Origin of the sequence: Paraburkholderia franconis (assembly GCF_009362735.1) — a bacterium.
Lineage (GTDB): Bacteria > Pseudomonadota > Gammaproteobacteria > Burkholderiales > Burkholderiaceae > Paraburkholderia > Paraburkholderia franconis.
Map to the genome: position 1 here is coordinate 104,761 of NZ_WHNP01000026.1, position 18,474 is coordinate 123,234.

Consider the following 18,474-nt stretch of genomic DNA (forward strand, 5'->3'; position numbering starts at 1 on the left):
CTCTGGCGCCCTACGCTACAGACACAACTCAAACGTCGATATTCCCCGCCCGCAGCGCATTGCTCTCGATAAACGCCCGGCGCGGCTCCACCTCGTCGCCCATCAGCGTCGTAAAGATTCCATCCGCCGCAATCGCGTCCTCGATCTGCACGCGCAACAGGCGTCGCACGCTCGGATCCATCGTCGTTTCCCAGAGCTGTTCGGGATTCATCTCACCGAGTCCCTTGTAGCGCTGCTTCGACACGTTCCGTTCTGCATCGGCGATCAGCCACTTCATCGCGCTCTTGAAATCGCCCACGGCCATGCTGCGCTCACCGCGCTTGATCACTGCGCCCTCGCCGATCAAGCCCTTGAACGTGTTCGCGGTATTGACCAGTTGCTGATAGTCGGCCGTCAGCTGGAATTCTTCGTCGATGACCGAAACCTTCACATTGCCATGATGACGGCGCTCGACGCGCAGCGATCGCAACTCCCGCACCGGGTCATACATCGCGATCACGTTGATCTCCGGCTTGAGCGGATCGTCACGCAACTTGGCTTCGAGCGCGCGCGCCGACGCTTCCGTCGATTCCTCGCTCGACAGATCGATCGTCGCGCCGTCCATGACGGCCTCGAGCGCAGCTTCGTCGTAAAGCTTGCTCAGACGATCTACGACAGCCTGCGCCAGCAGATAGGAACGAGCCAGTTCGCCCAACGCATCGCCTGCAATCGGCGTCGCGCCTTCGGACGGGATCAACTCAGAGCCGTTCAGAGCCAGGCGCAGCATATGCGCGTTCAACTCCGCAGTGTCCTTAAGATAACGCTCGTCCTTGCCCGCCTTCACCTTGTACAGCGGTGGCTGCGCGATGTAGATGTACCCGCGCTCGATCATCTCCGGCATCTGACGATAGAAGAACGTCAGCAGCAGCGTGCGGATGTGCGCGCCATCGACGTCAGCATCGGTCATGATGATGATGCGGTGATAACGCAGCTTGTCGAGGTTGTAGTCGTCCTTGCCGATGCCGCAACCGAGCGCGGTAATCAGCGTAACGATCTGTTCCGACGACAGCAGCTTGTCGTAACGCGCCTTCTCGACGTTCAGCACCTTGCCGCGCAACGGCAGAATGGCTTGGAATTTTCTGTCGCGGCCCTGCTTTGCCGAACCGCCCGCCGAGTCACCCTCGACGATATAAATCTCAGACTTGGCAGGATCTTTCTCTTGGCAGTCTGCCAGCTTGCCCGGCAGACCGACGCCGTCCAGCACGCCCTTGCGTCGCGTCATCTCGCGCGCCTTGCGTGCGGCGTCGCGAGCACGCGCTGCATCGACGATCTTCCCGCAGATGATCTTCGCGTCGATCGGCGTTTCCAGCAGGAATTCTTCGAGCGCCTTCGCGATCACTTCTTCCACGGGCGCGCGTACTTCGGACGAGACGAGCTTGTCCTTGGTCTGCGAGCTGAACTTCGGCTCGGGCACCTTCACCGACAGCACGCACGACAGCCCTTCGCGCATGTCGTCGCCGGACGTTTCGACCTTCGCCTTCTTCGCGATTTCGTGATCGGCGATGTACTTGTTGATCACGCGCGTCATCGCCGCACGCAGGCCTGTCAGGTGCGTGCCGCCGTCGCGCTGCGGAATGTTGTTCGTGAAGCACAGCACGTTTTCGTTGTAGCTGTCGTTCCACTGCATCGCCACTTCGACGCCCACGCCGTCCTTCTCGCCGACGATATGGAAAATCGCCGGATGCAGCACGGTCTTCGTCTTGTTGATGAACTCGACGAAGCCCTTCACGCCGCCGACGAACGCGAAATCGTCTTCCTTGCCCGAGCGCTGATCGGTGAGACGAATCCGCACGCCGTTGTTCAGGAACGAGAGTTCACGGATACGCTTCGCCAGAATGTCGTAGTGGTATTCGACGTTGCCGAAGATCTTCTCATCGGCCATGAAGTGCACTTCGGTGCCACGGTTTTCCGTCTCGCCGACAACGGGAATCGGCGACAGACGCTCGCCGTCCACTTCTTCGATCACGCGGTTCTGCGGCACACCACGGTGGAATTCCATGAAGTGCTTCTTGCCGTCGCGGCGCACGGTGAGGCGCAGCCACGACGACAGCGCGTTCACGCACGACACGCCCACGCCGTGCAGACCGCCCGACACCTTGTAGCTGTTCTGGTCGAACTTGCCGCCCGCGTGCAGCTCGGTCATCACGATTTCAGCGGCGCTGCGCTTCGGATCGTGCTTGTCGTCGCGTTTGATGCCCGTCGGGATGCCGCGGCCGTTGTCGGTCACGGAAATCGAGTTGTCCGCGTGGATGATGACCTGGATGTCGTCGCAATGACCGGCGAGCGCCTCGTCGATCGAATTGTCGAGCACCTCGAACACGAGGTGATGCAGACCGGTCCCGTCCGACGTATCGCCGATATACATACCCGGCCGCTTGCGCACGGCCTCCAGACCTTCGAGGATCTGAATGGACGAGGCGCCGTAGCTGTTATCGGGTTGCGAATTGTTCAGTTCAGTCATGGATTTCTTCCGGTTCTGCGTTACCGCTTCGTTGCTGCTCGAGGCTTTTCAAAACACCATAAAAACACCAAAGGGGCGCTGCGCCCCTTGGTGTGTTCTTCGTGTTGGACGCGTCAGATGCGCATCGGCATCACCACGTATTTGAACTGGTCGTTCTCGGGAATCGTGATCAGCGCGCTCGAGCTGGCGTCGCCGAGGCTCACTTCGAGCATGTCGACCTTCAGGTTCGCGAGCACGTCGAGCAGATACGTGACGTTGAAACCGATGTCGATGCTGTCGCCCTGGTAGGCGATTTCGAGTTCTTCCTGCGCTTCTTCCTGGTCCGCGTTCGTGGACATGATCTTCAGCTGGCCCGGCTCGACGATGCAGCGCACGCCCTTGAACTTGTCCGAGGTCAGAATGGCCGCGCGTTGCAGCGAGCGCTGCAGCTCTTCGCGGCCGATCACGAATGTGTTCTTGTGCGACTTCGGAATCACGCGCTGAAAGTCCGGGAACTTGCCTTCGACCAGCTTCGACACCAGTTCGACGCCGCCGAACGTGAACTTCACCTGCGTCGGCGCGATGTCGATCTTGAGCACGTCGTCGATGTCTTCCAGCAGGCGTTGCAGTTCGAGAATCGTCTTACGCGGAATGATCACTTCCTGGCGCGCGAACGAGCCTTCGATCTTCATCGACGAAAAGGCAAGACGGTGACCGTCCGTTGCGACGGCCATCAACTGATCGCCATCGACCACCAGCAGCATGCCGTTCAGGTAGTAACGGATGTCCTGCTGCGCCATCGCGAAGTGAACCATGCCGAGCAACTGGCGGAACGTCTTTTGGGGAACCGCGAGGTTCGCACCGAAGTCTTTAGCTTGAGCGACCGTAGGGAACTCGTCTGCCGCGAGCGTTTGCAGCGCGAAACGGCTCTTGCCGGACTGCACCGTCAGACGCTTGTCGTTCAAGGTGAGCGTGACCTGCCCGTCGGGCATCGCGCGCAGAATGTCGAGGAGCTTTCGCGCCGCCACGGTCGTGGCCACGGACTCGCCGCCAACGCCGAAATCGGCATGCGTGGTGATTTGCAGTTCGAGGTCGGTGGACAGGAACGAGACGTCCGGGCCGTTCTTGGTAATCAGCAAATTGGCGAGGATCGGCAACGTATGACGGCGTTCGACAATGCCGCTCACGGTTTGCAGCGGCCTGAGGAGGTTATCGCGTTCGGTCTTGACCAGTTGCATAGAGTTCCTTCGTTGATGTGTCGGCCTGCGCGCCTTGCCCGGCAATGTTGAAACGCGCGGCCCCGGCCCCCCGCCGGCGCCGTACTGCGCCAGTCACGGCGTGAAATCCCGCCCGCTTTTGCCGGGCGGTTAAACCTGTATTGTGCCTGAAAATGGAAGCACTTCCCTAAATTGGGGGTGACTCGCGCAATAAACAGATTAAATTTTCCGACAGGTTCGAGAAACCCTTCGGTCAGATCCGGCCCCTACCCCGTTCAGCCTTTCAGCGTCTGTTCCAGCACGTGCAGCTCGTGGTTCAGCTGCGCGTCCTTGCTGCGCTCGTCGGCGATCTTGCGCACCGCGTGCAGCACCGTCGTATGGTCGCGCCCGCCGAACAGCTCGCCGATTTCCGGCAGGCTCTTCTGCGTCAGCTCCTTCGCCAGATACATCGCGATCTGGCGCGGTCGCGCGATATTGGCCGGCCGCTTCTTCGAATACATGTCGGCGACCTTGATGCTGTAGAAATCGGCGACCGTCTTCTGGATGTTTTCCACCGAAATCTGCCGGTTCTGCACGGTCAGCAGGTCTTTCAGCGCTTCCTTGGTCAGCTCGATTGTGATTTCGCGGCCGTGGAACTTCGAATACGCGAGAATCTTGCGCAGCGCGCCTTCCAGCTCGCGGACGTTCGAACGCAGATGCTTCGCAACGAAGAACGCTACGTCCTCGTTCAGACTCACGCCTTCCGACTGCGCCTTGCGCATCAGAATCGCGACGCGCATCTCAAGCTCGGGCGGCTCGATTGCGACGGTCAGCCCGGAATCGAAGCGCGAGATCAGACGGTCATCGATACCTGAGATTTCCTTCGGATAGGTATCGCTGGTGATGATCACCTGCGCCTTGTTCGCAACCAGCGCTTCGAACGCGTAGAAAAACTCTTCCTGCGTACGCGATTTGCCCGAGAAGAACTGAATATCGTCGATCAGCAGCAGGTCGAGCGAGTGGTAGTAGCGCTTGAAGTCGTCGAACGCCTTGCGCTGGTACGCCTTCACCACGTCCGACACGTACTGCTCCGCGTGGATGTAGCGGATGCGCGCGCCGGGCTTGTCCATCAGCAACTGGTTGCCGATCGCGTGAATCAGGTGCGTCTTGCCGAGGCCCACGCCACCATAGAGAAACAGCGGGTTGTACGAGATGCCGGGGTTGTCGGCGACCTGGATCGCGGCCGCGCGAGCCAACTGGTTCGCCTTGCCGGTCACGAAGTTGTCGAAGGTGAGCACGGGGTTCAGCTTCGAGCGCTCGTACATCGAGTCGCTTTCGCCGCTCGCCGCCGGCGCGGCCACACCCGGACGCCACGTGCGGCGCCCCGCCGCGGCCTCGTTGGCGTCGAGGCTGGGCAGATCGAGGTCGGCGGCATCGTCGGTCAGCTGGGCTGCGTTCGTGAGCGCGCCGAGGCCGCCCATGCCGCCCGCGCGGGCCGACTGGGCCGCTTGCACGGCGCCGACGGCGGCATCGACGGCCGCAGCGGCGCCGTTCGCGCCGACCGTCGATGGCCGCGGCGGCGCGGCAGGCGCTGGGCGCACACCGGCTTTCGGATCGAGGACGAACTGGACGTCGACGGGAGAATGCCAGAAGTCGCGCGCAAGGTCGGTGATGCGGCCGGAAAACTGGCTCTTGACCCAATCCAGCTTGAAACGGTTCGGCGCGGCGATGCTCAGGGTATTCGCATCGGCGTCGAAGGCGACCGGGGCCAACGGTTTGATCCACGTCACGTACTGCTGAGGCGTCAATTCGCGCTCCAGCAGTGCGGAACAGTGTTGCCAGAATTCGTTCATCAAGTTGCTATCGTTATGTTTGCGACGCTTTTCCGCCGGCGCTCTGGTCGCTGGATACGCGACGAGGCCCGAAGCTGCCAGGCGGAAAAGCCCCAGACGCTTGTGCCACAAAGGTTTGCGGGTCAAGCGGGCCGGGGCGGCGTGCAGGATTCTTGGGAAGTAAGGCGAGATTCTACCGCCAAAACGGCAGGCCAAGTGAGTTATCCACAGGGCCCGATCAAACAACACAAAATGATGCCGCCTGTGGATCATCTGCCTAAGCTATTGACGAGTCAGAGAAAACCGGTTTAAATAGCGGGTTCCGCGAAAACCAATTTCCGAACCTCCGGCCATTGCACTTTCAGCGATGCTCGCGCGGTTATTTCTCAAACAAGTGAGAGCAACATGAAACGTACCTACCAACCTTCCGTGACGCGCCGTAAGCGCACCCATGGCTTCCGCGTTCGCATGAAGACCGCTGGCGGCCGCAAGGTCATCAACGCACGCCGCGCGAAGGGCCGCAAACGCCTCGCCATCTGAGGCAGGCAGAAACGCGGTCAAGCCGAGTGCGCGCTGTGTCCGACCCCCGCGACGCTGCGGGAACGGCAGACGCGCCGCATCAGAACGTCGTTCCGGTGCAGGCGTCCGCAGCCTTTCCCAAAGCCGCAAGGCTGCTGAAAACGGATGAATTTTCATCCGTTTTTCGTTTGCGCCCGTGGCGCCGCACTGCACACTTCGTCGTGTACGCGCGGCCGACAGGCAATGAAGCGCGCCTCGGCCTCGTGATCGGCAAGAAGTACGCGCCGCGCGCGGTCACGCGTAATCTGGTGAAGCGTCTCGCGCGCGAAGCATTTCGCGTGCGCCGCGCGGAATTCGGCGGCTGGGACGTGCTGCTGCGTCTACATACGAAATTCGACCGGAAGGCGATGCCCAGCGGATCGTCGCCGCCGTTGAAAGCGTTGTGCCGTAGTGAAATCGACGTGCTGCTCGACAAGGTGGCACGCGAAATCGCCCGGCGCGAGGGGCCGGCAACGCAACGGGCGGATACGCCGCCCACCACGCCATGACATCCGCACAGCCTCGAAGCGCCGCTGCCGTCCAGCGCTTCACAACGGGCGGTGCAGTCCCGCCGCACTGGTCATGCAAACGGTACTGATCGCTTTACTGCGTTTCTACAAGATTGCCGTGAGTCCCATGCTCGGCAATCGGTGCCGCTTTTATCCCTCCTGTTCGGATTACGCGCGCGAAGCAATCCAGTATCATGGCGCCGCGCGTGGTACTTACCTCGCCGCAAGGCGCCTGTGCCGCTGTCACCCGTTTTCGGCGGGCGGCATCGATCTTGTCCCGCCTCCAACTCCTAAGAAGCGCTGACGCGCTGTGCCATCGACACTGAGACAACGCATGGATATCAAACGCACCGTCCTATGGGTCATCTTCTTCATGTCAGCTGTCATGCTGTTCGACAACTGGCAGCGCGACCACGGACGCCAGTCGATGTTCTTCCCGAGCGCGACGCAGACCAAGACGGCGAGCACCGCAGCACCGGGCTCGTCGACGACGGGAACCCAACCCGCGGAGCTGCCGCAAACCAACGCAGCCGCGCCGGAATCGACGGCATCCGCCGCGCAGCAGGCGCAGCTGGTTTCGTTCACCACTGACGTTTACCGCGGCCAGATCGACACGCGTGGCGGCACGCTGTCGAAGCTCACGCTGTTCAAGCCGGGCGAGGGCAAGCAGCCGGCTCAGGTGATCACGCTGTTCGACCATACCGCCGATCACACATATCTGGCGCGCACGGGCCTGCTCGGCGGCGACTTCCCGAACCACACCGATGTGTTCACGCCCGTTGCCGGTCAGCCAACCGACATGACGGGCAACACGTTGAAACTGTCGTTCGAATCGCCGGTAAAGGGCGGCGTGAAGGTCTTGAAGACCTACACCTTCACGCGCGGCAGCTACGTGATCAACGTCGACACGAAAATCCAGAACGTCGGCTCGACACCCGTCACGCCGACCGCCTACATGGAACTCGTGCGCGACAGCCAGCCCGTCGAGACGCCGCGCTTCTCGCACACGTTCATCGGGCCGGCTGTGTACACGGAGCAGCATCACTTCCAGAAGCTGACCTTCGAAGACATCGACAAGCACAAGCAGGACTACGCGAACTCCGCCGACAACGGCTGGATCGCGATGGTTCAGCACTATTTCGCGTCGGCGTGGATTCCGCAGCAGGGCGTCAAGCGTGACATCTACGTCGAGAAGATCGATCCGTCGCTGTATCGCATTGGCGTCAAGCAGCCGCTGAAGACCATCGCACCCGGACAGTCGATCGACGTGTCCTCTCGCCTGTTCGCCGGTCCGGAAGAAGAGCGCATGCTCGAAGGCATCGCGCCAGGTCTGGAACTGGTGAAGGACTATGGCTGGGTGACGATCATCGCGAAACCGCTCTTCTGGCTGCTCGAAAAGATCCACAGCTACGTCGGCAACTGGGGCTGGGCGATCGTCCTGTTGACGCTGCTGATCAAGGCTGTGTTCTTCCCGCTGTCGGCGGCAAGCTACAAGTCGATGGCGCGCATGAAGGAAATCACGCCGCGCATGCAGGCGCTGCGCGAACGCTTCAAGGGCGATCCGCAGAAGATGAACGCGGCTCTGATGGAGTTGTACAAGACTGAGAAGGTGAATCCGTTCGGCGGCTGTTTGCCCGTCGTGATTCAGATTCCAGTGTTTATCTCGCTGTACTGGGTGCTGCTGTCGTCGGTGGAAATGCGCGGTGCACCGTGGGTTCTGTGGATTCACGATCTGTCGCAACAAGATCCGTACTTCATCCTGCCGGTGCTGATGGCCGTCTCGATGTTCGTTCAGACGAAGCTCAACCCGACGCCGCCAGACCCGGTCCAGGCCAAGATGATGATGTTCATGCCGATCGCGTTCTCGGTGATGTTCTTCTTCTTCCCGGCGGGTCTCGTGTTGTACTACGTCGTGAACAACGTGCTGTCGATTGCCCAGCAGTACTACATCACGCGCATGATGGGGCAGAAGAAAAAGGCTGCCTGATCGGAAGTTCGGATCGGACGTCGGACAGTCCGATCCGAAGCCTACGAAAAAAAGAAAAACCGCCCGGCTAACGCCGGGCGGTTTTTTTGCGTCTTCGCTTTTCTTACGAGTTGTCGGCGTCGCCGTATAGCTGCGCGATCAGCTCCTGCACCAGATAGCGATGATGCGGCGTCAGCGATTCGATCTTCGACGCCAGTTCGAGCGTCTCCGGTGAAAGCGGATATTTCTCGCCGCGAACCAGAGGCTTCGGAACGGTTCTCGTCGATCCGCTCGGCGAAGGTCCATAGTGCAGCCAATGGATATCCACTTCGAACCATTCGGCGAGCGTCCGAAGCTTGTCGTCGGTAGGAATCGTGCGGCCGCTCAGCCACTTGTGTACCGTCTGTGGCGAGACGGGCTGGTCGCCGTGATGGCGCAGATTGAAGTGCAGCGCGAGATCGGTCCCGCCCTTGAGCTTTTCCGGGGCGCGTCTCATCGCGAACTTCAGTCGCTCGGCAAAGGCCGCTTTTTCTTCGAGGGTTGGCATCCGCAAATTGTGCAGTCCGACGCACCACAGGTAGACAACCGTACACGCTACATTTAGCGTGTCCTAGATTTGCCTATCTCGTGGCAGCACACGATCGGATTCATCTCCTTGAAGATTCGCAGACCCGAAAAGCCTTTAATTGTAAGGATGAGACCTACATGAGAAGTCGGAATTTTTCTATATCGATGCTGAACGAGGCTTATCTCATTTGAGATAACCTCAGGCTCGCGGTATGAGCAAGTGGAGCGCATTGTCTGCGCGAGGCCAACTGAGGCGCGCGTTACAATGCCGGCGGTTCCGCGCACCGTTCGCGCACGTTTTTCCAGCCGATTCCTCCCGCTTCCTTCCGTTTTCCATCATGCTCGCCACCGATTCCGATCCCATCGTCGCCATTGCTACTGCCCCCGGCCGAGGCGGGATAGGCGTTGTGCGGATTTCGTTTGGCCGCGCAGGAGAAGTGGCCGCGCAACCGATGATGCAGGCGCTGACGGGGCAAACACTCGCGCCGCGTCATGCCAGCTATGTGCCATTTCTCGACGACGGCGGCAACGCACTCGACCGCGGCATCGCGCTGTATTTCCCTGCGCCGCATTCCTACACGGGCGAGCATGTGCTCGAACTGCAGGGGCACGGTGGTCCCATCGTGCTTCAGCTGGTTCTGCAGCGCTGCATCGACGCGGGTCGCTCATTCGGCCTGCGTCTTGCGGAGCCGGGCGAATTCACGCGGCGGGCGTTCCTCAACGACAAGCTCGACCTGGCGCAAGCCGAGGCCGTCGCCGATCTGATCGAGGCGAGCACGGAAGCGGCCGTACGCTCGGCGGGGCGGTCGCTGGAAGGCGCGTTCTCGCGCGACATTCACGCGCTCGTCGAAGAGGTGATCACGCTGCGAATGCTCGTCGAGGCGACGCTCGATTTCCCCGAGGAAGAAATCGATTTTCTCGAAGCAGCAGACGCGCGCGGCAAGCTCGCGCGCATCCGCGAGCGTCTCGCACTCGTGCTGAGCGAAGCGCGACAAGGAGCGCTGCTGCGCGAAGGTTTGTCGGTCGTGCTGGCCGGGCAGCCGAATGTCGGCAAATCGTCGCTGCTCAACGCGCTTGCAGGCGCCGAGCTGGCGATCGTCACGCCGATTGCGGGCACCACGCGCGACAAGGTCGCGCAGACGATTCAGGTCGAAGGCATTCCGCTGCATGTGATCGACACGGCCGGCTTGCGCGAGACGGAAGACGAAGTGGAAAAGATCGGCATCGAGCGAACCTGGGGCGAGATCGAGCGCGCCGACGTCGTGCTGCATCTGCTCGACGCGCGCTCGGGCGTGACGCTCGACGACGAATCGATCGCCGCGCGCTTTCCATCAGGTGTGCCGGTCGTACGCGTGCTCAACAAGACAGACCTGACGGACGTCGCGCCGGGCGTGGTTGGGCTGAACGGCATCGGCGATGCCGACTTGTGCGAGGTTCGCCTGTCGGCGAAGACGGGGAACGGAATCGACCTGCTGCGCGGCGAACTGTTGCGCATTGCGGGCTGGCAGGCTGGTACCGAGAGCGTCTACCTGGCACGCGAACGGCATCTGATCGCGCTTCGAGCGGCGCAGGAACATCTAAGACTGGCCGCTGAACATGCCGATCAGAACTCGCAGGCGCTCGATCTTTTTGCAGAAGAGCTGCGGCTGACCCAGGAGCAGTTGAACTCGATTACCGGTGAGTTCACCTCGGATGACCTGCTGGGTGTGATTTTCAGCAGGTTCTGTATCGGCAAATAGGCAAAGACGCGCGTATTCGCTGACACCGGCATTATTGGTGCACGCTGACAAGCCGTCACGAGGTGGATAAGCTCCGAGCCAAGCGCATTTTTGAGTACACAACGGGGTAAACTGCGGTTTCGACGTGTCTTGTGTACCCAAATCAAATCGATGCCGAAACTCGCGACACCACTCAGCGAATCCCAGATCCGTGCCTTGCAGCCACGCGACACACGCTACAGCGTGGCCGACGGCAAAGGACTGGTCCTCGAAGTCATGTCGACCGGGAAGAAGGTCTGGCGTTTCCGCTACACGCTGAACGGTTGCCGGCAACCGATGGTTACGATCGGCGATTACCAGTTGATGTCGCTGCGCGTCGCCCGGGCGCGCGCGCAGAAGTATGCGGAGATGGTTGCGAAAGGTCTTTCGCCCGTATCGATGGCGAGACAGGATCGAGGCGCCGAAAAGCGCGTCGACATATTGCGCGATGCTGCCGAGCTTTATGTGGCTTCCGAAATCGCCCGCAAGTCTGAAGAGTATCGGCGAACCACGCAGCGCGCGCTCGACAAGGACATCCTCCCCGCGATTGGGCACAAGCAGATCACGCAGGTCACGACCGAGGACATCCACTCGATCTGCGACGCCATCAAGCGCAGAGGCGCGCCACAGATGGCGCTGCACACACGCAACGTCGTCAGGCGGCTGTACGCGTTCCTGATCGCGCGACACCTCGCCGACGCCAATCCCGCCGCATCCATTCCGGCCCGGACGATCGCCAACCAGGATGGCCGCACTCGCGTGCTTTCCGCCGACGAGATCGGCGTCTTGCTGCGCGCCATTTACACCTCGGACATACGGCGGCCGCTGAAGCTAGCCCTGCATCTGCTCGTACTGACAATGGCCAGCAAATCGGAATTGATCCAGGCGACATGGCGTGAGATCGATCTCGACGCCGTTATTTGGACGATTCCCGCCGCGCGCGCGATCAACGGTCGCGAGCGCCGCATTTATCTCTCGGCGCAGGCGGTGACAATGCTGCGCGAGTTGCGTGAATCGAAGGCGAGCCGCACTTACGTCTTCCCGTCGACTCGCGGAAACGAAGATCGTCCGATTGCAAAGGGGACGTTGAATCAGGCGGTCAAGACGCTGGGACTGCAGGGCGAGCATTTCGTGCTGGATGATTTTCGTCGCACCGCCGCGAACCACCTTCGCGCTCTGGTGCAATCGACTGTGGGCGAGAGCGACCAAGGTCAATCGACGGACGTTTCAACTCGCGAGCGCAATGTCAGCGATCCGAGTCAACACGAGATGCAACTGTGGGCGGATTTCGTGGATGCGCAGTTCGCCGGAGAAACGCATGCGTCGGTGGGACTACCTCGGGCGGCGCGGGGCGTCGAATAATAGACGCGACGCTATTGGTACACAAAACGCGCGGCTATGCATGGTGATCAATGTGCAGAGGCGGAAGCGCCAAACTGCGCGAGGTTCTAATCCGAGCGGCCTTAGTTGAAACTTCCACCAGCATTAGTCGCAGCCTTAGGTACACACGTAAATGAATATACCGCTTGACACCTTTGTCTATAAGGATTCGCGCGCTACATGCGAGGTTTCGCGATCAACGAAAAGCTCCGAATAGTCCATGCCCTTCATTCTTGAATGGCGACCGGCTCTGAACCCCGCTCCTCGCAGGTGTCCGTCGACTGACCGGTGACTGGCGCCGAATACCCGCCAATGGCTCGCCGTTCGTAGTCGTCAAGCTGGAGCAGCAGGCTGTCGAGAGCGCAAAGCTGGGCTTTGGTAACCGCGGGAGCGTCGAGCAGTGCGTGCAGACGCTTGCGCCAGTAGTCCGAAGAAAGGATGGGGCCGCCTAGATCGCCCAGCAGCGCCGGCCACATGACGCGCGAAATATGTGCAATTTCCTGATCGATTAGTCGGTTCATGCTGTCCCCGGCAAGGTCCGGACAAGGCCAAAATTTACTTACATCTGATTATTTACTGTAGCCGCATTTTAGCCAGTCACTGCCTACAAAAACAAATAGGGTTGACGCGATGTGGGGCGCAAAAAAAGGCGACATCGCATCAAGCGTACGCGTGTGCGTCGACTGAGAATGGGGCGAACAGAACGAGGTTTGGGCGTCTTTCCGACGACGCGCCACAAGGATGGAAAGCCCGTCCGACCGCGTCGCGAACCGAGGGCGCTTACGCAGCTGTGAGGAGAGAAGAGAAAGAGCGCGCGCTCAAAAGATAAGGCTACGTATCGTCATCATGCGGTTCCGGCGCGCGCGGCACCGAACCGCACAGGGAAGTCAGCACGACGCTGATCAGAATCAACGCGAGCATAAGCAACCAGTACTCCGTCCACGAAAAGGTGAAGGCCAGCATGACAGCCTCCTTCCGCTCCCGTCGTCAGTGATCCGATCAATGGTGAAGCAGGCTACGTATCGGATGCCGCCAGTCCATCCGCTTGTGGTGTTCTTCGTCGTGCAGCGCCTGGCGATGCTCCTGCCAAAGCTCGTCGGAAAACAGAAACGCGGCGATGAGAAGCGGCACGATGAGAAACGCGCCCAGAATCAGATGCTCGATCACAGTGACCTCCAGATCGATGGAACAGCGACGATTTCATTGTAGGCGTGTTGCGTGACGCTGCGTGTGATCCACCGCGCACACCATGTGCGCGCTTCTCGCCGCGCAAAACGCGCGCCCGCTTCATCGCTTTCGCGCATGAGGTGGCGCTCAGGCAGCCGCCTTTTTCCACGCAGCCGCCAGGAGTCCAGCGCCGATCAGCAGCGTTCCGCCCGTACAGTTGACGCCACGTTGCACGCGCGGGCTGCGAATCGCGCGCCGCGCCGCCGATGCGAGCAGCGCATACCCAAGCGCATTCAACGTCGCGATCGCGACGAAGGTGGCTTCGAAAATCGCGATCTGGGACCACGTGGCAACCTGCGTATCGATGAACTGCGGAACGAAGGCCACGAAGAACACGATGCTCTTTGGATTGAGCGCCGTCACCGCGTATGCGTGCGCGAAGATGCGGCCCGTGCGTGTTTCTGCGGCGGCCGAAGCATCGCTCGTCGCGACGGGCGCGCGCCATAGCTTGATGCCGAGATAAATCAGATACGCGGCGCCAACCCACTTCAGCGCCGTGAAGAGCGTCGCCGACGCAGCGAGCACGACGCCGAGTCCGAGCATCGACGCAGTCATCGACGTCAGATCGCCCAGTGCGACGCCCGCCGTCGTGACCAACGCATAACGCCGGCCGTGGCCGAGCGCATAAGAAATGACAAGCAGCACGGTAGGTCCAGGAATCGCGACAAGGATCGCGGACGCGATGGCGAAGGGAAGCCAGTGAGCGAGTGTCATGAAAAGTCTCCTGTGAGGCGGTTGATTTATCCACGAACGTCGCGTCTGTGCAAGTCGCCGCCGTTATGTTTGCCTGCACGTGCCTCTGAATGTGTAAAAACGCGTCCAGGCATCTTTTTTATTCTGCATTCACTTCAATTCATCTCGTCATTTGATGAGCTAGACGAATGACTTTGTGTGCAGCGCATCAACATGCAAATGCGGTATCGCAAATCGCTTAAAAGCCGTTTAAGCGTAAACGCGAATATTGCCGGCAAACGATTATCCAGAACCACTCTTCGCTCGATATTTCAATCTGCGATCCGCCGAATGTTTGCCTCATAGCGGCGTCGGGGCGGCGTTCAAACGGCCGAGTGATCGCTGCGACAATTCGCCGCTGTTGCGAGCGCACACAAAATGTGCTTGCCGTTCAAAACACTTCTCCTAGATTTTTAGTTGTGCGTCTTTTCCGGCAGTTAAACACATAGCTAACCGAGCAGTACCCGCACGGAGGTAACCATGAAAAAGCGAGTCGCCATTCTTTTCGCATTGACGGGCTTAGTCGCGGCAGCCGGCGCGCAGGCACAGGACGTCGTGATCAAGCCTCTGCAAACGGTGCAATTCAAGGCGAATGCGTATGGCTGCCTGTCGAAGGATAAACTCGACGCGGTCACGCAGCACGCACAGGCGGGCGAACAGCAGAAAATGCAGGAGTTCTTCTCAGGTTATCAATGCATCTCGACGCCGGAAAATTCGGATTTCCGCGTCGTTCGCGTAGTCGGCCATGACGTCGAATTCGTGAATGCCGGCAATAGCGACACTCAGGGTCTTTGGACTAACGACCGCTTTATCAAGCAATAGGCATCTAAAGTTGGATTTCGCCAGACACTGATTGTCGGGTGATAACAGACATCTGAACGAAAGAACATCATTCGGGATTTGGCACGGCCAGACTTTTGTCTGGCCATTTCCATTTCCTCGCCGCTTTTAGCTGGTTTTTTAGCTCCCTGCCGGTCCCGCCAATTCGGCGCAAAGCCATCTATCGCTCCGCATCGAGACGTTGTGAGCGCCGCTTGGCGCGCCTCATCACGCTGTCATACCGTCCCAGCATATTCGGTATCATCACGGTCCCACCCTGAGGCGGGACGCATTGTCCGCGCGGCGGCGCAAAAGCATGCCAGTTCGGCACACATGTTGCTGGTTTCAATGTGAAGCGAAAGCAGCGCGGTTGACGCAACAAGGCCCACAGTTCGGCCCAGCGGCAACCGGCAGTGTGTTCAACGGCGAGACGCGCGAACCGAGGCGTGACCGCTGCAAGGCAGGGAACGATCATGGCAAGGTACGCAGACTCTCTATTCACTATCCGGTCCGCTTTCGCTGGACCAGGTTGCAGCATGGCTCTGAAATCGACAATTTATAAGGCTGAACTCCAGATCGCCGATATGGACCGGCACTACTACGCCGACCATTCGCTGACGATCGCCCTCCACCCGTCGGAAACCAACGAGCGGATGATGGTCCGCGTGGCCGCGTTCGCGCTGTTTGCACAGGAACGCCTTGAATTTTGCAAGGGCCTGTCGGATATCGACGAACCCGACCTGTGGGCCAAAGACCTGACGGGCGCCATCGACACCTGGATTGAAGTCGGTCAGCCGGACGAGCGCCGGATCGCCAAGGCGAGCAGCCGTGCAAACGAAGTGATCGTGATCGCATACGGCGGCAAGACCTCCGACATCTGGTGGCAGGGCGTGCGCAACAAGGTCGAGCGTCTGCGGAACGTGACGGTGTGGTCGCTGGGCGAAAACGTCGCACCCGAGCTCGCCGCGCTGGCCGAACGGACGATGCGCCTGCAATGCACCGTGCAGGACAACGCTGCGTGGCTCGGCAGCGAAACCGCCGATGCCGTACCGGTCGAATGGACAGTTCTCAAAGCCGCCGCCGACGCGCGCCCCGCCGCGCACGGCGGACGCTGAGCGGATCAGCCGCTCTGTGTACCTAAAAACCGCGTCTTCCGTTCATGCCGCGGGGTCTGGCGGCCCTTTGAGTTCGACCATGTTGCCCTCAGGGTCGAACAGATACAGCGACGGACCATAACCATCCGCACCATAGCGCGTCGCCTGTTCGCCGATCCGGACACCCCGCCCGGTCAACCAGACCTTCAGCGCATCTGCATCGAACGGTTCCACGCGCAGGCAGACGTGATCCATGTTCCTTCCCACGCCGGGTACGCCGCTTTCCGGCCGATCGATCTTCCCGCCGACCTGCAACAGATCGATCAGCGAGCGTCCCGCCCGAAGCTGGATCAGGCCGAGGTCGCGCTGTTCCTTCTCCAGTGCGCAGCCCAGCACCTCGCGGTAGAAGCCCGTCATCGCCTCCAGATTGGCGGCGCGGATGACGACGTGGTCGATATCGATAATCTGGAATTTCATGGCACGGCATCCCGTTCCTGGAGTTCGTGTTGAAGAACCCAGTTTAGAAGGAAACGCGTGCAAGGGCTGAGGCTGGGCGTCTCTTCCGGCCCCAGCAAGGGACCATGAGTGAAAAACTGCGGATCGGCATAGGGGACGGCCATGAGGCCGTACCCCTGCCACACCACCCGGCATGCGGGTCCGCACCGGGCGGTTCGGGAAGTTGAGGTTACGAGAGTCTTGGCACACCCAGCCGATCGAAGTATGCGAGGGTCAGCACGCGATTCAGGAGCTGGCCGCTGTTACGCCACCAGCGACGGCTGTTCGCCGCCACCTGGTGCGCCACAGCGGACGGTGCCCCCAGCGCCCGTAGCTCCCGGTAGATGGTCGGCCCGCGGCGCCATTGCTTAAGCTGGATGACGCGCAACCGGTGACGCATTCATGCTGCACCCGCCACTACGACGGGTCAGTTCACGAATGCGGCGTTTGAACGCCTGCAGCGGTTTGACCGCCACCTTGCGCTTAACGATACCGCCGGACGCTACCCACAGGCTGTAGCCCAGAAACTTGCGACCGAACACACTGGCCACCGCGCTTTTGGTCTCATTGAGCTTCAACCGCAAGCGCCCATACAGACGACGCAGCAGCGCCATCACCCGCTCGCCCGCACGGCGGCTGCGAACATAGACATTCGCATCGTCGGCATAGCGCGCAAAGCAGTGGCCTCGCCGCTCAAGTTCCTTGTCCACCTCATCGAGCAACACGTTGGCCAGCAACGGCGAGAGCGGCCCGCCCTGCGGCGTGCCCTGTTCACGTTGCTGAACCACACCGCCATCCATGATGCCGCTGTTCAGGTACGCCCGGATCAGACGGATCACCCCGGCGTCTCCGATACGTTTCTGTAGACGCGCGATCAGGATGTCGTGGTTGACCCGGTCGAAGAACTTCTCCAGATCAACGTCCACTACGATTCGCCGGCCCGACTGCACGTACGACTGCGCGGCCAACACCGCGTCGTGTGCACGCCGTCCGGGCCGGAAGCCATAGCTGTGCTCGCTGAATGTAGGGTCCAGAACKGGCTGCAGCACCTGCAGCAACGCCTGCTGGATCAGCCGGTCCGTCACCGTCGGGATGCCAAGCTCACGCTCGCCGCCCTCCGGCTTCGGGATCGTCACCCGCCGTACCGGACTGGGCCGGTACGTCCCCTTCAGCAACTGTTCACGGATCGCGGGCCACGCCGTCACCAGATGGCGCGACGTCTGGTCAATGTCCAGACCGTCCACGCCAGCGGCTCCCTTGTTGGCCCGTACCCGTTTGAACGCCTGCTTCAGGTTCTCTCTCGTCAGCGCCGCCATCAGCAGCGATGACCCTGTGTCCCCGGATTCATGCCGCGAGCCGCAGGCTTCGTCGCTGGCAGGTATACGCGCGGCTTCACCGCGCACATTTCCCGCCCGCCCCGTTTGCACGGGCATCTGACACATTGCCTGCCGCTTCGACATGACGCTGGACACTCCTTCCCGTTCGGCCCTTCATCACTAGCTTCGGTCTCATCGACCTGTCCTGTGACTACTACGGCCTCTGCTGACTTCTCGCTCCGGCTCGACGCCGTCGCCCTTTCAGGCACAAGGCGAGATCTCCCCAGGTAAGAACGCACTCCTTCATCGCACAACCGCCGCATCTACGCCACTTCGCCTTGATCACGGGAGCTTCGCGGTTACGTGCCCGCTCGCCCTGCTCGGCAGCGCCTTCTATACGGTTCTTGTCCATCGGCTCGCGATTTACGCTCCACGCTTCCTCCCCACACTCGGTCACCCTCATGCAGTTGCGCTTCACTTCATTTGCCGTGATCAGCTTATGGCGGGACTTCCACCCGCAGGAGTGCGCCCATGCTGGGCGCACACG

Annotated in this window: 17 protein-coding genes and 1 pseudogene; 8 read left to right on the forward strand and 10 right to left on the reverse strand. The window is 60.7% G+C overall.

The features are described 5' to 3' along the window. Positions 1–28 precede the first annotated feature (28 nt). The 3 genes from gyrB to dnaA all read right to left on the reverse strand — a co-directional run bounded on the left by gyrB (position 29) and on the right by dnaA (position 5,528). Positions 29–2,500 carry a DNA topoisomerase (ATP-hydrolyzing) subunit B gene (gyrB, locus tag GCT13_RS25585; protein ID WP_152762856.1) on the reverse strand — a complete coding sequence of 824 codons (2,472 nt, stop codon included), beginning with the start codon at positions 2,498–2,500 and terminating at the stop codon, positions 29–31. Positions 2,501–2,613: 113 nt separating this feature from the next. Beyond that, the gene (gene dnaN / locus GCT13_RS25595) at positions 2,614–3,717 is read right to left on the reverse strand and encodes a DNA polymerase III subunit beta (RefSeq protein WP_090873625.1); all 1,104 of its coding nucleotides are present in this window, start codon (positions 3,715–3,717) and stop codon (positions 2,614–2,616) included. A 254-nt stretch (positions 3,718–3,971) separates the two neighbouring features. Further along, the gene (gene dnaA / locus GCT13_RS25600) at positions 3,972–5,528 is read right to left on the reverse strand and encodes a chromosomal replication initiator protein DnaA (protein WP_227747004.1); all 1,557 of its coding nucleotides are present in this window, start codon (positions 5,526–5,528) and stop codon (positions 3,972–3,974) included. A 384-nt stretch (positions 5,529–5,912) separates the two neighbouring features. Between dnaA and rpmH the strand changes: the two genes are divergently transcribed. The 4 genes from rpmH (at position 5,913) to yidC (ending at position 8,561) form a co-directional block, all read left to right on the forward strand. Continuing rightward, entirely contained in the window at positions 5,913–6,047 is a 135-nt protein-coding gene (gene rpmH / locus GCT13_RS25605) for a 50S ribosomal protein L34 (RefSeq protein WP_004198824.1), read from the forward strand. A 26-nt stretch (positions 6,048–6,073) separates the two neighbouring features. Continuing rightward, the gene (gene rnpA / locus GCT13_RS25610) at positions 6,074–6,574 is read left to right on the forward strand and encodes a ribonuclease P protein component (RefSeq protein WP_407670854.1); all 501 of its coding nucleotides are present in this window, start codon (positions 6,074–6,076) and stop codon (positions 6,572–6,574) included. Between the two features lie 73 nt (positions 6,575–6,647). After that, entirely contained in the window at positions 6,648–6,878 is a 231-nt protein-coding gene (yidD, locus tag GCT13_RS25615) for a membrane protein insertion efficiency factor YidD (RefSeq protein ID WP_090873624.1), read from the forward strand. Positions 6,879–6,908: 30 nt separating this feature from the next. Next, positions 6,909–8,561: a membrane protein insertase YidC gene (gene yidC / locus GCT13_RS25620; RefSeq protein ID WP_152762862.1), complete on the forward strand. Its 1,653-nt coding sequence runs from the start codon at positions 6,909–6,911 to the stop codon at positions 8,559–8,561. 103 nt (positions 8,562–8,664) lie between these two features. Here yidC and GCT13_RS25625 read toward each other — a convergent pair whose 3' ends face one another. Beyond that, positions 8,665–9,087 (reverse strand): transcriptional regulator, encoded by a 423-nt coding sequence (locus GCT13_RS25625; protein ID WP_090873622.1) that lies wholly within the window; start codon positions 9,085–9,087, stop codon positions 8,665–8,667. 358 nt (positions 9,088–9,445) lie between these two features. Between GCT13_RS25625 and mnmE the strand changes: the two genes are divergently transcribed. Together mnmE and GCT13_RS25635 are read left to right on the forward strand one after the other, a co-directional pair. Beyond that, entirely contained in the window at positions 9,446–10,846 is a 1,401-nt protein-coding gene (gene mnmE, locus GCT13_RS25630; protein ID WP_152762864.1) for a tRNA uridine-5-carboxymethylaminomethyl(34) synthesis GTPase MnmE, read from the forward strand. A gap of 150 nt (positions 10,847–10,996) precedes the next feature. Continuing rightward, positions 10,997–12,226, forward strand: coding sequence for a tyrosine-type recombinase/integrase (locus tag GCT13_RS25635; protein ID WP_152762866.1), 1,230 nt, complete (start codon positions 10,997–10,999; stop codon positions 12,224–12,226). 245 nt (positions 12,227–12,471) lie between these two features. On the opposite strand, the gene GCT13_RS25640 is transcribed toward GCT13_RS25635, so the two are convergent. The 4 genes from GCT13_RS25640 to GCT13_RS25650 form a co-directional block, all read right to left on the reverse strand. Continuing rightward, positions 12,472–12,765 (reverse strand): hypothetical protein, encoded by a 294-nt coding sequence (locus GCT13_RS25640; protein ID WP_227747005.1) that lies wholly within the window; start codon positions 12,763–12,765, stop codon positions 12,472–12,474. Between the two features lie 310 nt (positions 12,766–13,075). After that, entirely contained in the window at positions 13,076–13,207 is a 132-nt protein-coding gene (locus GCT13_RS50605) for a hypothetical protein (protein WP_265335306.1), read from the reverse strand. Between the two features lie 36 nt (positions 13,208–13,243). Further along, complete coding sequence (locus tag GCT13_RS25645) at positions 13,244–13,411, reverse strand: hypothetical protein (protein ID WP_321574621.1); 168 nt, start codon at positions 13,409–13,411, stop codon at positions 13,244–13,246. 147 nt (positions 13,412–13,558) lie between these two features. Further along, entirely contained in the window at positions 13,559–14,185 is a 627-nt protein-coding gene (locus GCT13_RS25650; protein ID WP_152762870.1) for a LysE family translocator, read from the reverse strand. A 498-nt stretch (positions 14,186–14,683) separates the two neighbouring features. Here GCT13_RS25650 and sap1 point away from each other — a divergent pair, with 498 nt between their 5' ends. Beyond that, on the forward strand, positions 14,684–15,025 hold the full coding sequence (sap1, locus tag GCT13_RS25655) for a surface attachment protein Sap1 (protein ID WP_152762872.1): 342 nt from the start codon (positions 14,684–14,686) through the stop codon (positions 15,023–15,025). A gap of 533 nt (positions 15,026–15,558) precedes the next feature. Then, the gene (locus tag GCT13_RS25660) at positions 15,559–16,137 is read left to right on the forward strand and encodes a YaeQ family protein (protein WP_152762874.1); all 579 of its coding nucleotides are present in this window, start codon (positions 15,559–15,561) and stop codon (positions 16,135–16,137) included. Positions 16,138–16,179: 42 nt separating this feature from the next. On the opposite strand, the gene GCT13_RS25665 is transcribed toward GCT13_RS25660, so the two are convergent. Then, positions 16,180–16,593, reverse strand: coding sequence for a VOC family protein (locus GCT13_RS25665; protein ID WP_152762876.1), 414 nt, complete (start codon positions 16,591–16,593; stop codon positions 16,180–16,182). A gap of 208 nt (positions 16,594–16,801) precedes the next feature. Then, positions 16,802–18,071: pseudogene (gene ltrA, locus GCT13_RS25670) on the reverse strand (group II intron reverse transcriptase/maturase). Positions 18,072–18,474 lie beyond the last annotated feature (403 nt).

Coding starts and splice junctions, on each gene's coding strand:
- GCT13_RS25625 (WP_090873622.1), bottom strand. CDS start 9,087: ATGCCAACCCTCGAAGAAAAAGCGGCCTTTGCCGAGCGACTGAAGTTC.
- GCT13_RS25660 (WP_152762874.1), top strand. CDS start 15,559: ATGGCTCTGAAATCGACAATTTATAAGGCTGAACTCCAGATCGCCGAT.
- yidC (WP_152762862.1), top strand. CDS start 6,909: ATGGATATCAAACGCACCGTCCTATGGGTCATCTTCTTCATGTCAGCT.
- dnaN (WP_090873625.1), bottom strand. CDS start 3,717: ATGCAACTGGTCAAGACCGAACGCGATAACCTCCTCAGGCCGCTGCAA.
- GCT13_RS25650 (WP_152762870.1), bottom strand. CDS start 14,185: ATGACACTCGCTCACTGGCTTCCCTTCGCCATCGCGTCCGCGATCCTT.
- gyrB (WP_152762856.1), bottom strand. CDS start 2,500: ATGACTGAACTGAACAATTCGCAACCCGATAACAGCTACGGCGCCTCG.
- mnmE (WP_152762864.1), top strand. CDS start 9,446: ATGCTCGCCACCGATTCCGATCCCATCGTCGCCATTGCTACTGCCCCC.
- GCT13_RS50605 (WP_265335306.1), bottom strand. CDS start 13,207: ATGCTGGCCTTCACCTTTTCGTGGACGGAGTACTGGTTGCTTATGCTC.
- yidD (WP_090873624.1), top strand. CDS start 6,648: ATGCAAACGGTACTGATCGCTTTACTGCGTTTCTACAAGATTGCCGTG.
- sap1 (WP_152762872.1), top strand. CDS start 14,684: ATGAAAAAGCGAGTCGCCATTCTTTTCGCATTGACGGGCTTAGTCGCG.
- dnaA (WP_227747004.1), bottom strand. CDS start 5,528: ATGAACGAATTCTGGCAACACTGTTCCGCACTGCTGGAGCGCGAATTG.
- GCT13_RS25635 (WP_152762866.1), top strand. CDS start 10,997: ATGCCGAAACTCGCGACACCACTCAGCGAATCCCAGATCCGTGCCTTG.
- GCT13_RS25665 (WP_152762876.1), bottom strand. CDS start 16,593: ATGAAATTCCAGATTATCGATATCGACCACGTCGTCATCCGCGCCGCC.
- rpmH (WP_004198824.1), top strand. CDS start 5,913: ATGAAACGTACCTACCAACCTTCCGTGACGCGCCGTAAGCGCACCCAT.
- GCT13_RS25640 (WP_227747005.1), bottom strand. CDS start 12,765: ATGAACCGACTAATCGATCAGGAAATTGCACATATTTCGCGCGTCATG.